This window comes from Bacteroides faecium, from assembly GCF_012113595.1.
Classification (GTDB): domain Bacteria; phylum Bacteroidota; class Bacteroidia; order Bacteroidales; family Bacteroidaceae; genus Bacteroides; species Bacteroides faecium.
This window is the reverse complement of sequence record NZ_CP050831.1, coordinates 5126126-5141487: the sequence shown is the minus strand read 5'-3', so window position 1 is coordinate 5141487 and position 15362 is coordinate 5126126. Positions and strand designations below refer to the sequence as shown.

Here is a 15362-nt window from a genome sequence, read left to right as displayed (position 1 = left end):
CAATGTGGATACTCAGACAATATTCCTCTTCATATATGTTTGTGTTCTGGGACAATGCACAAGGCATTTCAAACAGGTACTACATCCGTGTATGTTAACGATTTCATCTCTTGAAACAGCTCTACTCCAAATCTTACCTTTAAGGACTTTTCTTTCGCAGATATTGACGCAAGTAATGCAATTTCCACATTTTGGAGATAGAGGTTCATGCAATACCGTTTCCAGTGGAGCATTAGTCAAAACCGTACCGAGACATTGTGCTGCTCCATATTCAGGGGTAATTAACAGGTTGTTTTTCCCAATCCACCCTAATCCGCCAAGTAGTGCAACGGTTTTATGGGGTAATACTGATTCTTTTGTTTCATAATCGAATACGCCATCGGTCAATAAAGCCGTATCGGATTGCGAAACGGCTTTATAGCCCTTCCCGATAATGAGCTTGGCCAGTTCGTCTGCTATTTCTCCCGCCTTATGTTCGGTTAGCGAATATTCATCATCGTCGAAATTGTAATTATCCGCTATCCGTGCTTGTACATAGTCGGGAATATTAAATACCGTTTTAACATATTCTGCAGTTAGCGGAAGTGCAAAAACAATGGCGTTCGGGAGTTGTCTGTTTTGCTTTTCGTCCAAATGCGATATGCCGACAAAGCGAATCAGTTCTGCTCCTTGATTTTTTAATTCGTTTTCTATTTCTTGATTTAAGTATTTCATATTTCTTTTTTTGCAATGGGAATATAAATATCTGTTATAAGCTCCGAAGTCGGAGTTTTTTCGGGAGTGTTGATGTAAGTTTCAAAGGTGAACTGCTCCCGTAGTGTATAATCGCTTGTTGGCAACCAGTCAAGGTAAATATGGCGGTACACCTTATTCAATTCATGATAAAACCCTTTGAAACGAAAGATTGCATATTCTCCCGCATGAATTTCATAAACGCCAAAGCCTTTCGGCGTTTCAAATGATTGCGGCAATGTTACCCCAATCATAAAACGACTTTGTTCTTCATGCGTGATATATGGATAATCGAGAGCCAAACTCACGTATTTACATCCTTTTGAAGACAATTCATATTTTTCGGAGAATTGTAGCAACTGCTTCCACAAAACAGAGAAGCTATGGATGACATTATTTGTTCTTTCCAACTTCAAGTATGCGATTCGGATATCTGGTACTTTTTTAATGCTTGGTTCAATTCGTATCGGATTCTTCCTCTCGAGATTGACGTTTGAATGTCTTTTACGAAATTCCGGAATGGAACAATTAAAATAATTTTTGAATGCCCTCGAAAGTGTATGCTTGTTTTGATAATTGATTTGACCGAGAAGTTTCGGGACACTTATATCAGTCGTTATTAACTTAAATGCAATGTACTCTAATCTCAGTCGTTGAATGTAAGTTCCAATATTTTCGCCACAAACAGCTTTGAATAGCTTGTGGAAATAATATTTGGAAATACCTGCAACATGGGATAGCTTGTCTGAATTAAGGTCGTCAAACAAATGGCGGTTAATATATTCCTGAACTCTTATAATCAAATCATATTGCACATGAGCCGTATTGATTTTTTGTTTCCACCTCTTGATATTCGGAAGTCGGTTGGACATTTCCGTTCTCAACTCTTCCGAAGTGAGATTAACTCCTGTCTCTTTATAATATTCTTCGGGGAAAAGTCCCCAAAGATAAATGAGATAATCCATTGAAAAATCATAGAGTTTAACTCCATTGTGCAGACAATAGTCGCAATATTCCACATTTTTGTTTGCCTCTAGATTTGTATAATCTATATCTAAAGGTATTCCACACGTCTGGCAGTATTTTGTTTCATCATTGATTTTCATAAATATCCTGTTATTTGGATGCAAAGTTAATCAATAGATTGCGCTAAAGGTTACCATAAATAGCCTTCTTTTAAAAAAAACAGTATTTATAGATTCATTATTATTCAGTCTGTTATAAGTGTTATTATCTAATTCTTCTTTGTTTGGATAGTGAGCGATAAGACTAAATAACACTAGATAACCCAACGATAACGTAAACTTCCGTTTTTTCTGCCGTATTTTGCAGTGTACCAAAATAAATGCGATATGAAACGGATTAACATACTCTTCTTTTCTTTTTTCTGTATCTGGATGCGCGTAGCCGCACAAGAAAACAAACAGGTACAAGAACCTGCCGATAGCGTGAAAAACATAGCCTACATAGATAGCATATATCAGGAACTTCCCGAAGTGATGATTACCGGCGAACGCCCGATAGTGAAAGCGGAGCAGGGAAAATTAGTCTATGACGTTCCGCGACTGGTAGGTAACCTGCCCGTGGACAACGCTTACGATGCAGTCAAAAATCTTCCGGGCGTCATCGACATGAACGATGCCCTGATGCTGGGCGGACAGCCGGTGACTATTGTCATTAACGGGAAAGTGACCACCTTATCCATCGAGCAATTAACCGCCTTATTGAAATCAATCCCTGTCAGCCGTATTGAAAAGGCGGAAGTGATGTATTCCGCCCCGGCACGCTATCAGGTACGTGGCCCTATGATTAATCTGGTGCTCGCTTCTGGTACAGGAAAAGAACCTTCTCTGCAAGGAGAACTTTATACAGCCTATGCACAAACACACTACGAATCTTTGGCAGAGCGTGGAAGCCTTCTCTATTCCGGACGTAAATTCTCCGCTGACCTTCTTTACTCTTACACTTACGACCGTGACCGACGGGTGACGGACAAAGAAGCCCTTCACACGCTTGCCGACGGTTCGGTGCATCAAATGGATATGTACGATGTCACGCTTTCCCGTAATAACAATCATCAGGTACGCCTTGGAATGGATTATAACTTAGCGGAAAACCATTTGTTGAGTCTGGTCTATACAACCGCTTTTACCGATTCCAAACACTATGCCACCGTTGTCGGTGCACAGAATTCTGTTACCGATTCATACGGAGATAACCAGCTCCATAATGTAAAACTGGACTATCAGGCACCTTTCGGACTAAAGGCAGGCGCATCATTTACTTACTACCGCTCTCCGGGCGAACAACTATTGAACAGCACCCTGGGACATGAATCACTGAACTTCCTGAGCCGGGATAATCAACGAATCAATCAATGGCGATTCTACGCCGGACAAGAGCACACATTAGGCAAAGACTGGGGATTGAATTACGGTATGGCTTATACCACAGCCTTAGACAATAGTTATCAAATGTACTACGACCCTCAAACAAACGACCTCTTACCGGACAATAACATGAAATCCCGCCGTCGTGAGCAAACATTGAATTTTTACGCAGGATTAAGCAAAAGTTTCGGTGAGAAACTTTCCGCTGATATATCTTTGGCCGCAGAGCAATACCACACAAACATTTGGAATGAATGGAGCTTTTATCCGGTAGCCAATTTTACATATATGCCTGCTGCCGGACACGTCTTGCAACTATCACTGAGCAGTGACAAAGAATATCCTGAATACTGGAGTGTGCAGAATTCCACCTCTTACATGGGAGCCTACTCCGAAATCCAAGGAAATCCTTTGCTCAAACCTGCAACGAACTACGAAACCACCCTCAGCTATATATTAAGAGGCAAATATGTCTTCTCCGCTTATTACAGCTACACCAAAAACAAAGAAATGCAGACCCTCTACCAGTCGCCCGAACGCCTGGTGGAAATCTACAAATGCTTCAACTTTGACTTTTCAGAACAAGCGGGACTGGTAGCCGTAATTCCTTTCAAAATAAAGAAATGGCTGGATTCCCGAATCACCGCAATCGGTTTCCGTTACCGCCAGAAAGACAGTGATTTCTGGGACATTCCCTTCGACCGTAAGCTCTATACATTTGTGCTGACAATGAACAATACATTTACCCTCTCCACCAAACCCGATTTGAAATTTACCCTGACCGGATTCTTTCAAAATAAAGCCATACAAGGTATCTTCGACCTGCCCCGTTCGGGAAACCTGGACGCAGCACTCCGCTATACCTTTGCGAAAGGAAAAGCGCAACTGACATTGAAATGCGATGATATATTCAATACTTCCACCATATCAACACGTGTCCACTACGGTCAGCAGAACGTAAACAATCATTATATGCGGACCACCCGTGCGTTCGGCGTCTCCTTCAATTATAAGTTCGGGGGATATAAAGAAAAAAAACGGGAAGAAATTGATACTTCCCGTTTTAAATAAACTTATGATATGGATGTCTTCCACACTTCGGCATACTCTTCCAACACCCGCTTGATGCTCTGCCCGATTTTTACATAATCGGCTTCATTCAAATTGGCAAGCGATACGCGGACACTCCATTTCGGGCCGGCGAAACCGCCGCCGTTTAATAGCACGAGTGAAGTCTCATTGGCGAGGCGGAACACTACATCCAACGGATTGTATGTCTTTTCCAAGTAGGATACGAAGTCATCTCCATAAAATTTCCTTGCCCATACCAGCATGTCTATTTCAGAATAATATCCGGCACGCAGCGGGTCTTCCACCAGTGTGAAACCGGTATTATCCCATAGTGCATGCAGGCGGCGATGGATAATTTCCTGCATCTTTGCTTTATATCGGTCTTCCTTATCAAGCAGCGAGAAGATTGCGAATAAACTCATCTGCATCTGTTGGGGCAACGAAAGCCCGGCGGTATGATTCAGTGCAATTTGCCGGCTGTCAGCCACCATGCGGTCGATAAACTTCATCTTTTCCGGTTGCAAACTCAGACTGGAATAGCGCTTGTTCAAGATTGCTTTCTGCTCCGCCGACAGGCGGGCAATCATTTTGTCGTAGATGTTGTCTTCGTGTAGAGCAATAACTGCGTCTCTCCATCCCGTAGCTCCGAAATATTTGGAGAAAGAATAAACGCAAAGCGTATTATGCGGCAATTCCGCCATCAACGAACGGAAGTGCGGGATAAATGTCCCATACACATCATCCGTAATAATCATCAGGTTCGGATTGTCACTCTTTACGATGTTGACAATACGGGCGGTAGTCTCCGCGCTGAGCGCATAACTGGGCGGATTGCTCGGATTAGTGATAAACAGTGCCTTGATTCGCGTATCTTTCAGCTTGTCGATATCCTCATCCTTATATTGCCACGTATGCAACCCGTCGGCCGTCATCTGGTCGGCAGATATTTCAGTGACATCGAATTGGTAACGCCGCAGTTGCGGAATCTCGATATAAGGCGTGAAAACCGGAACCATCAAGGCGATGGCATCTCCTTGGTTCAGCAGGAAATTCTCTTGCAGCGAATCAAACAGGTAACACATGGCAGCCGTTCCCCCTTCGGTTGCGAAAAGGTCGAAAATCCCTTTCGGCGGACGGCGGTCGCACATTTCCTGGGCCAAATAATCCTGTACGATGATTTCTGTAAAATGCAAGATACGGTCGGGCACGGGATATTGGTCACCGATAACGGATTCCGCCCACTCATGCACCAGCGTGTCCGGGTCGGCAGCGTGTTCCATCAACATATAGTTGTATCCCTCTTTCAGCAAATCGGCACCCGCCGCCTTTTCATTGTCTTTCAGAAAAGCCTCGAAGCGTACGGCAATCCCTGCCTTTTGCGGAATACCGGCGATTCCTTCTTCCAGTGAGAACGCCCGGCGACATTCGCAAAGCCCGAATTGCCCCAGCAGGAAAAATGCTTCACGCGGTTCGGTGGCAATCCAGTTCGGATTACCTCTTCCGGCATTCAGCATGGTGTGTGCTATCTTCTTAATACTTTCATCCGCCATATCGATAAGCTTGTTCTTAAGCTCGAACGGGCTGATGGACTCCATTTTCCTGGCATAATTTTTGGTAATGGCAGGGCCATTTGTTTTCTTTTCCATAATGATATTATTTATATATTCTCGAAATAATTGAGTTGATTGAACGGGATGTTACATAAGCAGCACGATGACCACTCCCCAAATAATCAGCAATGTGTTGCCGACAGCATACGTCACAGTATATCCCAGGGCAGGCGTGTCACTTTCCACCGCATCCTGAATGGCGCCTAGCGCGGCAGTTGTGGTACGTGCCCCCGCCGTGCATCCCAAAGACAGGGCAGGATGGAACTTGAACAGATACCTTGCCATCAGCAACCCTGCAAGAAGAGGAATAGCTGTTGCCAGTGCACCGACGATGAACAGGCTAACTCCCACTTCCTTGAACCCGGCTATAAAACTAGGACCTGCGGCAATGCCGACTACCGCAATAAACATATTCAATCCCACATTATTCAGTACCCATAAAGATGGTTCGGGGATACCACCGAATGTAGGATGCTTGCTGCGCAACCAACCGAATAGAAGTCCGGCAATCAATGCTCCGCCACTCGTCGAAAGACTGATGGGAACACCGCCCAGATGAATGGCAAGCGCACCGAAAAGTCCGCCGAGCAGAATACCCAGCCCGACAAAAATCATATCCGTCTGATTGGTCGGACGGTCTACATATCCCATCTGTTTGGCGGCGGCTTCCACTTCGTGCTTCATTCCCGTCAGTTCGAGAACATCTCCCGAATCTACCACTGTCTGCGCAAGCACGGGAACATTGATACCCGCACGCTTGATACTGCGGATGCTGACACCATGCATAAACTTCTGTGCCCGGATAGTGGCAATCTTTTCTCCTGCGAAAGTCCGGTGGGTAACCATTACCGGAAGAGTCTCCGCCGGAAAATCGAGTAATTGGGCGTCAATCACTTCCGGTCCAATCCAGTCCTCTTCGCCGATAACAAATTCCCGTCGTCCGCTTAGTACGACTTCATCTCCCGATTGAAGAATCATGTCGGGGCTGACTTCCTTCACAACCCCCTGTTGGCGAACCCGCTCCACAAATAAACGTTTGTCTTTCTCGTTCAGATAAGTTTCCAGTTCGCTGACTTTCTTTCCTTTGCCGAACCACTTGTTCGTGATTTTGTAGGCACGGAACACCACCGGACGAAGGGCGGGAGAGAAGCCCGGTTCGTCGGCTTCCGAAGTCCCCATCTGTGCTTCCAGTTCCCTGCAGTCAGCTTTCACCTTTTCCAGTCCGCCGAGCATCTTGGGACCGAGGGAAGCCAGAATCCATGCGGAGCCTGCCGTACCGAAAATATAAGTTACGGCATAAGCCACCGGAATGGCATTGATATATGTAGCTTTCTGTGCTTCGCTGATACCCAACTGGTTAATCGTGTCACTAGCCACACCGATAACCGCTGAAATAGTCTGTGACCCTGCCAGCAAACCGGCAGCTTCGCCCACATGATACCCCATGATTTTAGCAAGAATCCACGGTGCCACCAAGCTCACGACACACATCAGCACGGTGAATCCTACCTGAGGCAGCCCATCCTTTTTCAGTCCGCGAAAGAATTGCGGCCCTACCTTATAGCCGACGGCAAACAAAAAGAGCAGAAAAAATACGGCCTTCATCGGACCGTCTACGGTAATGTTCAATTGTCCCACCAATACTCCTACAAGAAGCACACTGGTCACCGTACCTAAAGAAAACTTCCCTATCTTGAGCCTGCCCAACCAGAATCCCGCAAAGAGAGTGAGAAAAATGGCAAGCTCAGGGTGTACCCTTAGTTGATTAATAATCCATTCCATAATTAAGTTGTTGTTTAGGTTTATGTTACTTACAACAGTTATTGTGCGGAAAGAGTTTGTTACTCGACGCAGATTTGTTACTTTTGCATTTTCAAAATAAAACTAACCATATTCTGTATGAAATCAGACATAGAAATAGCTCGCAGCATTGAGCTGAAGAAAGTAAAGCAGGTTGCCGAAAGTATCGGAATTCCTCGCGAGGAAGTGGAAAATTATGGTCGCTATATCGCAAAGATTCCCGAACAACTGATTGATGAAGAGAAAGTAAAGAAAAGTAATCTCATTCTGGTGACTGCCATTACGGCCACAAAAGCGGGTATCGGCAAAACTACAGTATCTATCGGTCTTGCCTTGGGACTTAATAAAATAGGAAAGAATGCGATTGTTGCGCTTCGCGAACCTTCTCTCGGCCCATGCTTCGGCATGAAGGGTGGAGCAGCCGGCGGTGGATACGCCCAAGTACTCCCGATGGACAAAATCAATCTCCACTTCACCGGAGACTTTCATGCCATCACCTCTGCGCACAACATGATTTCCGCCCTGTTGGATAATTATCTTTATCAGAACCAGGCAAAAGGTTTCGGGCTGAAAGAAATCCTCTGGCGTCGTGTGCTCGACGTGAACGACCGTTCATTGCGTAGCATCGTTGTCGGGCTGGGACCGAAATCGAACGGCATCACACAAGAGTCCGGTTTCGACATTACACCCGCCTCGGAGATTATGGCAATTCTCTGTCTCTCCAAAGACGTGAACGACCTGCGCCGCCGTATTGAAAATATCCTGCTCGGATTCACTTACGATGACAAGCCTTTCACAGTCAAAGACCTGGGAGTGGCAGGAGCCATCACCGTATTGCTGAAAGATGCTATCCACCCCAATCTCGTTCAGACCACTGAAGGCACTGCCGCTTTCGTACACGGCGGACCGTTCGCCAATATCGCCCATGGTTGCAACTCTATCCTGGCTACCAAACTGGCAATGTCTTTCGGCGACTACGTAATCACAGAAGCCGGATTCGGTGCCGACCTCGGTGCGGAGAAATTCTATAATATCAAATGCCGTAAAAGTGGACTCCAACCACGCCTGACAGTAATCGTCGCTACTGCGCAAGGACTGAAAATGCATGGTGGCGTCAGTCTCGACCGCATCAAGGAGCCCAACATGGAAGGGTTGAAAGAAGGATTGCGCAACCTCGACAAGCATGTCCGCAATCTACGTTCTTTCGGTCAGACAGTGATTGTTGCTTTCAATAAGTTCGCTACCGATACGGACGAAGAAATGGAACTTCTTCGCCGACATTGCGAACAACTGGGTGTAGGCTTTGCCATCAACAACGCATTCAGTGAAGGCGGAGAGGGGGCAGTAGACATGGCACGCCTGGTAGTGGATACTATCGAAAATAAACCTTCCGAGTCCCTGCGCTATACATACAAAGAAGAAGACAGCATCGAGCAAAAGATTGAAAAAGTGGCTACTAATATCTACGGAGCAAGTGTTATCACTTACAGCAGCATTGCCCGCAACCGTATCAAGCTGATTGAGAAAATGGGAATCACCCATTATCCCGTCTGCATCGCCAAGACACAATACTCATTCTCTGCCGACCCTAAAATTTATGGTGCAGTGAATAACTTCGAATTCCATATCAAGGATATAGTTATCAATAACGGTGCGGAAATGATTGTTGCGATAGCAGGAGAAATCCTTCGTATGCCGGGACTTCCGAAAGAACCGCAGGCATTACATATCGACATTGTAGATGGAGAAATTGAGGGGCTGAGTTAAAAAGTGTGTCAATAATAAACTAGGCACGGATTACACGGTTTTATTTAACTGGAACCGTGAAATCTGTGTAATCCGTGCCTAAATAATATATGGTAAATCCCCGTCTTTCCTTATAAACCAATAGGGAAAGACGGGGATGCTTGTATATAGAGTCCGGTACACCTTTTTTATATCTCTTCTAGCATACCGTACGATTGAATTCATCTTTGTTGAAGAGATATTTTATATCCTTTTTGTAATAATAAAAACGAGATTCCTGACAGATAGTTCGGATGGCGGAGTTAATAAATATAAAAAAAGTCTGCTCTTTTCACAAAGAACAGACCCATGAAAATTCACAAATCAAATATTGATAGCCTTAGCAACTATCAAATAAAAAATATTTTTTAGAAAGCAAAAAGAGGATATTTCTTCATTGTCTCATTGACACGTGCACGTACTTGTGCAATAACCTCTTCGTTTTCTACATTAGACAATACAGTCTCAATCATTTCAGCAATTTCGATCATCAAGTCTTCCTTAGCACCACGGGTAGTGATGGCAGGAGTACCCAGACGGATACCGGAAGTCTGGAAAGCCGAACGGCTGTCAAACGGAACCATATTCTTGTTAACAGTAATATCAGCAGAAACCAATGCTTTTTCTGCCACTTTACCTGTCAAGTCAGGATATTTGCTACGCAGGTCTACCAGCATAGAGTGATTGTCAGTACCACCGGAAACGATGGTAAAGCCACGGTCTACAAGAGCCTGTGCAAGTACAGCCGCATTTTTTTGTACCTGTTTTGCATATTCCTTAAATTCAGGTTGCAGGATTTCGCCGAAAGCTACTGCTTTAGCAGCAATCACGTGTTCCAACGGTCCGCCTTGGATACCGGGGAATACGGCAGAATCCAACAATTGAGACATCATTTTGATTTCACCTTTCGGAGTCTTCTTACCCCACGGATTGGGGAAATCCTTACCCATCATGATGACACCACCACGAGGTCCGCGAAGTGTTTTATGTGTAGTAGAAGTGACGATATGTGCATATTTTACCGGGTTTTCGAGTACTCCGGCAGCAATCAGACCGGCAGGGTGGGCCATGTCGATCATCAGGATAGCGCCTACTTTGTCAGCGATTTCGCGCATGCGCTTGTAGTCCCATTCGCGTGAGTAAGCAGAACCACCGCCGATAATCATTTTCGGTTTCTCGCGCAGAGCGACTTCTTCCATCTGGTCGTAGTCAACGCGTCCTGTTTCCTGATTCAGGTTATATTCGCAAGGAGTATAGATAATCCCCGAAGTATTCACCAGTGAACCATGAGAGAGGTGTCCGCCGTGTGCAAGATTCAATCCCATGAATTTGTCGCCCGGATTCAGGGCAGCCAGGAAAACCGCTGCGTTAGCTTGCGCTCCTGAGTGCGGCTGTACGTTTGCCCATTCGGCTCCGAAGATTTCTTTCAGACGGTCGATAGCGATTTGTTCGCTTTGGTCTACAACTTCGCAACCACCATAGTAGCGTTTGCCTGGATAACCTTCTGCGTACTTGTTAGTCAGACAAGAACCCATTGCCTGCATTACCTGGTCACTCACAAAGTTTTCTGATGCAATCAGCTCGATACCTTTCAGCTGACGTTGATGCTCTTTTTCGATGATGTCGAAAATTAAGTCGTCTCTTTTCATTCTTTTATAAGTAAGATTAAATTTCTAATTCGAGATACCTATTTTTAAGCGCACAAAGTTAATGAAAATAAATAAAGAATGAAGGAAGTGCAAGAAAAATGTTAGTAAAAAGCGGGATTTAATGATATTTTATTTCTAAAGGATGAATCCCAGCGAAAAACTTAACGCACTGTCGCGGCGGCGGAAAGTAATATGGCTGACTCCCGTACTACCGTCGGAATTGATATTATCATACACAATGGACTTGGAAATATTTCCCACTCCCTGTTCATAGCGGAAATCGAAGAAGATACGGGAAATATTGACACCTACGCCGATCACCACGCTGACATTGAACGGATACAGTTTTTCGTGAATACCTTTCTGGTCGAAGTTCTTGAAAGTGATTTCATTCTGCTTTCCCCATAAATAGCGGAGCTTGGGACCTGCAAAGATAGACATCCCATACGGCCCTTTCTTCACCACATTATACCCGTACAAGACAGGGAAGTCGATACTATGCAGTACAGACTGCACCGAAGCATAATCCGGCTCGATGGCAGGATGCTGCGATCCCAACTTGTCAAAAGTAATCTCGCATTTAGTCACATTGTACGATACTTCCGGCTGAATGAAGTGCTTCTTCATATTGATACGCATAAAAAGTGCTCCGAAATAACCGATTTTATAGTTATTCTGCACCTCGTCAATCGTCACATCCTTAATCTTCAATTCAGATACCATGAACATGGACGAGTTGAATCCCGCCTTGATACCGAAATTTATTTTCTTCGTATTGGGGCGGTCTACTCTATCTGCGTTAAAGTTCTGTCCGAAAGCCGTGCAGGCTATGGATAACGAACCGAGAAGAAAGATTTTGCGCAGCATATTCATGGTCATATCGTCCTTAGTTTATGTCTTTTTCTTTTCTACACTCCAGCCGAACTTACCGATTTTCTCTCCCAAATCATAATACCCGCCATGTACGTATACCAACGGATTAGCTTCCGCCAGTTCAAGTTTTCCGGTTTCGGGATTCAGATTCCGGTCGTCGGCGCGTACATTCACCACGTCTGCTATGAACATATCATGCGAACCGAGAGAAACAATTTCCTTCACACGACATTCGATGCAAAGGGGAGACTCCTCGATCAGTGGTGCGTTGACCACAGTACATCGTCCCGGAGTGAGTTTCATCTTTTCGAATTTATGATAATCGCGTCCCGAACGAACCCCGCACCAGTCGGTGGCAAAAGCCATGTCTTTAGTTGTCAGATTGATAACGAATTCCATATTCCGTTTGATAATCTCATAAGAATGTCGTTCCGGTCGTACGGATATATAGCACATGGGCGGGTTTGTGCAAATCGTACCCGTCCATGCCACAGTGATAATGTTATATTCACTTTCTTCTTTTCCGCAGCTGACTAGTACAGCCGGCAGCGGATAAATCATCGTTCCTGGTTTCCAGTCCTGTTTCAATTTGAATAAAGATTAAAAAATGAGGAATCAAAGAAATCAGAGGATGGTAATTTCCTCACGTTTCTGTTCTTTCTCGCAATAATGGCATTTTACGATGCAATTATCCTTGTCTATCACGTGGAATAACGTAGCCATCGGCTCATTGTTCGTGATACATTTCGGATTGGCGCATTTCACGATTCCGCGAAGCACGTCCGGCATCTTCACTTCCTTCTTTTCCACTACCTCGTAATCACGGATGATATTCAGTTTGACATGAGGCGCAACCACTGAAATACGGTTGATCTCCTCATCGCAGAAAAACTTATCCGCAATCTTGATGATACCTTTCTTGCCCAGCTTCTTACTTTCGAGATTAAATCCGATAGTGATATTGCTAGTCATATGCTCCACGCCGAGCAACTGTACTACGGTAAAGAGCTTTTCGGATGGAATATGGTCAATTACTGTCCCGTTCTCGAGGGCAGCTACTTGCAGTTCTTGCTTATTTTCGCTCATAATAAAATATCGTTTTTAACGTCGTCTAATGTGATACCTAATACATCGCAAAGGATTGCTTCGCGAGCATACAGACCGTTCTGCGCCTGTTGGAAGTAATATGCTTTCGGGTTGTCATCCACGTCATATGCAATCTCGTTGACACGTGGCAGCGGGTGCAAAATGCGCAGGTTCGGACGGGTATTTTCCAGCATCTTATTGCGGAGGATATACACGTTCTTCACCCGTTCATATTCCATCAGGTCGGTGAAACGTTCGCGTTGCACACGGGTCATATATAGAATATCGGCATCAGCGATAATCTCTTCGGAGAAGTCCGTATGTTCAACGTATTTTATTTGGTGAGTCTTGCAATAGAGCTTGTATTCTTCCGGCATTTTCAGCTCTTCGGGAGCGATAAAGTGGAAAGTGGGGTTGAAGTGGCGCATTGCCATCAATAGTGAATGTACGGTGCGTCCGTATTTCAAATCGCCTACCAGGAAAATATTCAGGTTCTCCAGCGTACCCTGCGTCTTGTAGATAGAGTAGAGGTCGAGCATGGTCTGCGACGGGTGCTGGTTGGCTCCGTCTCCTGCATTGACAATAGGCACCGGAGCCACTTCACTGGCATATCGTGCCGCTCCTTCGAGATAGTGGCGCATGACGATAATGTCCGCATAGTTGCTCACCATCATAATCGTGTCTTTGAGTGTTTCCCCCTTCGAAGAGCTGGTTGCTTTGGGGTCAGTGAATCCGATAACCCGTGCGCCGAGACGGTTGGCAGCTGTTTCAAAACTCAGGCGGGTGCGGGTGGAAGGCTCGAAGAACAGGGTTGCTACAACCTTTCCTTGCAATAACCGGCGGTTGGGGTTCATTTCAAACTGCTTCGCCATTTCGAGCATGTAGAGGATTTTTTCTTTAGAATGTTCGGCAATGGTTACTAAACTTCTGTTTTCCATTTTGTTATATTTTATGTGGATAGAACTTGTTTTACCGGAGTGTAAAGGTACGAAGAATTTGTGAGAAGCACAGATTTTTCGCACCTTTTTTATCACCTTTTTATCAGCCGGCTTGTTTCCGTCCGCCGGCTAATGCCGCAATGATATATTTCCCCGGCGCCCCGATCTTGTTCCAGGACGTATTGGAAAGCAGTTTCCACACCTGAGTACCTTTCCTCCCGTAATCCGACAGCCGGAGAATCGTCTGCCTCTCCTTCGGATTCGTCACTTTGTGGCGTTCCAGGCTTTCTATCAGCCCGTTCATGTTGTGTGTAGCCTGATTGTAGGCATACCCCGGAATTTCAAACGAAGCATCGCTTATTTCTTCTTCCTCAAGATTTAGTTTAGTTTGCTTTAGTTTAGTTTGTCCGGAAATGTCTTCATTTTCCGGATTCGCGTCCTCTTGAGTTGAAGAAATGTCTGCATTTTCTTCATTCACGTCATCTTTCCGTTTACCTTTTTTCTTTTTGTTTTCTAATATATAAGGTAATTGGGAGAAATCTATTTTTCGTCGCGTGGTTGCTTCAAACCACACTTCCTGAATCCGTTCCGAGGTAAGGACACCGTATTGCTCGTAAGTTTCCTTGTGGAAAAATCCCTTTTCCAATAATAGTTCCATAATCTTTTCCATCATTTCCTTATTAATCCCGCCGCCCACTTTACGGACGAAAATCAAGCTTTGTTCTTTTCCCCAGGAGATGTAATATCCCTCTTTATAGATTTTGCAAAGCAATCGCAGAACGATATAAGAAGCTAAAACGCCAAATTTCGCTTCCAACAATTCCATAACTTCTTCATCGAAAAAGTTAGCCGGTGTAGGGAAATAAGATATCCCTTTGTTAATCATACTCATAGTTCAATATGTTTTACTGTAAATTAAACGATTGCTTTCCATTCCATCAGGTTGCTGATTCTGAATCTTCTCCATCCGTGTTGTTCCTCACTCCAATAGATGACCGACTCCTGCTTTACTGTGAACTTGAACTCCCTATGAAAGAATTTTTCGTATCCCACCAGAGTGCCTTTTTCCAAACAGAATGTTCCGTCCTGTTTCTGAAAAGCTATCATTACATTTCCATACAACATGCGTTTAACCAGTTCCATGCACTTCAGTACAATCTTTTCCGCACTAACTTCCGAAATTCCTTTTTCAGCGGCAATACGTTTTTTCCATATTGACATGCAGTCGTCAGACCTTTTTTTTATCCTTCTCATTGTTTAAAAGATTTAATTAAAATCACTCGTGTTTATTGCATAAATTTCCCCCTTCCGGGATAGTGACGGTATGCTGCAGATGTAGCGTCACTATCCTCGCCTTATAGTGACGCCATCGCGACCGGATAGCGTCACTATTTTTTAGGTAGAAGTTTACTGTTTTTCAGCCGGCAG

General features: G+C 44.6%; 13 protein-coding genes. 2 read left to right on the top strand and 11 right to left on the bottom strand.

Annotated features, from left to right (window positions below):
- Positions 1–12: 12 nt before the first annotated feature.
- Entirely contained in the window at positions 13–714 is a 702-nt protein-coding gene (locus tag BacF7301_RS19145) for an epoxyqueuosine reductase (protein ID WP_167965337.1), read from the bottom strand.
- Complete coding sequence (locus BacF7301_RS19140) at positions 711–1838, bottom strand: GyrI-like domain-containing protein (RefSeq protein WP_167965335.1); 1128 nt, start codon at positions 1836–1838, stop codon at positions 711–713. Before BacF7301_RS19140 ends, BacF7301_RS19145 begins: the two co-directional genes overlap by 4 nt.
- A 246-nt stretch (positions 1839–2084) precedes the next feature.
- Here BacF7301_RS19140 and BacF7301_RS19135 point away from each other — a divergent pair, with 246 nt between their 5' ends.
- Entirely contained in the window at positions 2085–4193 is a 2109-nt protein-coding gene (locus BacF7301_RS19135; RefSeq protein ID WP_167965333.1) for an outer membrane beta-barrel family protein, read from the top strand.
- A gap of 2 nt (positions 4194–4195) precedes the next feature.
- Here the strand turns inward: BacF7301_RS19135 and aspD are convergent, their stop codons facing one another.
- Entirely contained in the window at positions 4196–5839 is a 1644-nt protein-coding gene (aspD, locus tag BacF7301_RS19130) for an aspartate 4-decarboxylase (protein WP_167965331.1), read from the bottom strand.
- A gap of 51 nt (positions 5840–5890) precedes the next feature.
- Entirely contained in the window at positions 5891–7585 is a 1695-nt protein-coding gene (gene aspT, locus BacF7301_RS19125; protein WP_167965329.1) for an aspartate-alanine antiporter, read from the bottom strand.
- A 117-nt stretch (positions 7586–7702) separates the two neighbouring features.
- Between aspT and BacF7301_RS19120 the strand changes: the two genes are divergently transcribed.
- Positions 7703–9370, top strand: a complete 1668-nt coding sequence (locus BacF7301_RS19120) for a formate--tetrahydrofolate ligase (protein ID WP_167965327.1) — start codon at positions 7703–7705, stop codon at positions 9368–9370.
- A gap of 386 nt (positions 9371–9756) precedes the next feature.
- On the opposite strand, the gene glyA is transcribed toward BacF7301_RS19120, so the two are convergent.
- From glyA to BacF7301_RS19085, 7 genes are all read right to left on the bottom strand, one after another.
- The gene (gene glyA / locus BacF7301_RS19115; protein WP_167965325.1) at positions 9757–11037 is read right to left on the bottom strand and encodes a serine hydroxymethyltransferase; all 1281 of its coding nucleotides are present in this window, start codon (positions 11035–11037) and stop codon (positions 9757–9759) included.
- A 135-nt stretch (positions 11038–11172) separates the two neighbouring features.
- Positions 11173–11910, bottom strand: a complete 738-nt coding sequence (locus BacF7301_RS19110; RefSeq protein WP_167967251.1) for a porin family protein — start codon at positions 11908–11910, stop codon at positions 11173–11175.
- An 18-nt stretch (positions 11911–11928) separates the two neighbouring features.
- A complete protein-coding gene (locus BacF7301_RS19105) occupies positions 11929–12498 on the bottom strand; it encodes a flavin reductase family protein (RefSeq protein ID WP_167965323.1) in 570 nt (189 codons plus the stop codon).
- A 36-nt stretch (positions 12499–12534) separates the two neighbouring features.
- Positions 12535–12996 (bottom strand): aspartate carbamoyltransferase regulatory subunit, encoded by a 462-nt coding sequence (pyrI, locus tag BacF7301_RS19100; RefSeq protein ID WP_167965322.1) that lies wholly within the window; start codon positions 12994–12996, stop codon positions 12535–12537.
- The gene (gene pyrB / locus BacF7301_RS19095; protein WP_044654187.1) at positions 12993–13934 is read right to left on the bottom strand and encodes an aspartate carbamoyltransferase; all 942 of its coding nucleotides are present in this window, start codon (positions 13932–13934) and stop codon (positions 12993–12995) included. Before pyrB ends, pyrI begins: the two co-directional genes overlap by 4 nt.
- A gap of 103 nt (positions 13935–14037) precedes the next feature.
- Positions 14038–14826, bottom strand: a complete 789-nt coding sequence (locus BacF7301_RS19090; protein WP_167965321.1) for a DUF4373 domain-containing protein — start codon at positions 14824–14826, stop codon at positions 14038–14040.
- A 23-nt stretch (positions 14827–14849) separates the two neighbouring features.
- A complete protein-coding gene (locus BacF7301_RS19085) occupies positions 14850–15188 on the bottom strand; it encodes an SH3 beta-barrel fold-containing protein (protein WP_167965320.1) in 339 nt (112 codons plus the stop codon).
- Positions 15189–15362 lie beyond the last annotated feature (174 nt).

What these genes read in the sequence shown, in the direction of transcription:
- BacF7301_RS19145 (WP_167965337.1), bottom strand. Translation starts at nt 714, where the DNA reads ATGAAATACTTAAATCAAGAAATAGAAAACGAATTAAAAAATCAAGGA.
- BacF7301_RS19140 (WP_167965335.1), bottom strand. Translation starts at nt 1,838, where the DNA reads ATGAAAATCAATGATGAAACAAAATACTGCCAGACGTGTGGAATACCT.
- BacF7301_RS19135 (WP_167965333.1), top strand. Translation starts at nt 2,085, where the DNA reads ATGAAACGGATTAACATACTCTTCTTTTCTTTTTTCTGTATCTGGATG.
- aspD (WP_167965331.1), bottom strand. Translation starts at nt 5,839, where the DNA reads ATGGAAAAGAAAACAAATGGCCCTGCCATTACCAAAAATTATGCCAGG.
- aspT (WP_167965329.1), bottom strand. Translation starts at nt 7,585, where the DNA reads ATGGAATGGATTATTAATCAACTAAGGGTACACCCTGAGCTTGCCATT.
- BacF7301_RS19120 (WP_167965327.1), top strand. Translation starts at nt 7,703, where the DNA reads ATGAAATCAGACATAGAAATAGCTCGCAGCATTGAGCTGAAGAAAGTA.
- glyA (WP_167965325.1), bottom strand. Translation starts at nt 11,037, where the DNA reads ATGAAAAGAGACGACTTAATTTTCGACATCATCGAAAAAGAGCATCAA.
- BacF7301_RS19110 (WP_167967251.1), bottom strand. Translation starts at nt 11,910, where the DNA reads ATGAATATGCTGCGCAAAATCTTTCTTCTCGGTTCGTTATCCATAGCC.
- pyrI (WP_167965322.1), bottom strand. Translation starts at nt 12,996, where the DNA reads ATGAGCGAAAATAAGCAAGAACTGCAAGTAGCTGCCCTCGAGAACGGG.
- pyrB (WP_044654187.1), bottom strand. Translation starts at nt 13,934, where the DNA reads ATGGAAAACAGAAGTTTAGTAACCATTGCCGAACATTCTAAAGAAAAA.
- BacF7301_RS19090 (WP_167965321.1), bottom strand. Translation starts at nt 14,826, where the DNA reads ATGAGTATGATTAACAAAGGGATATCTTATTTCCCTACACCGGCTAAC.
- BacF7301_RS19085 (WP_167965320.1), bottom strand. Translation starts at nt 15,188, where the DNA reads ATGAGAAGGATAAAAAAAAGGTCTGACGACTGCATGTCAATATGGAAA.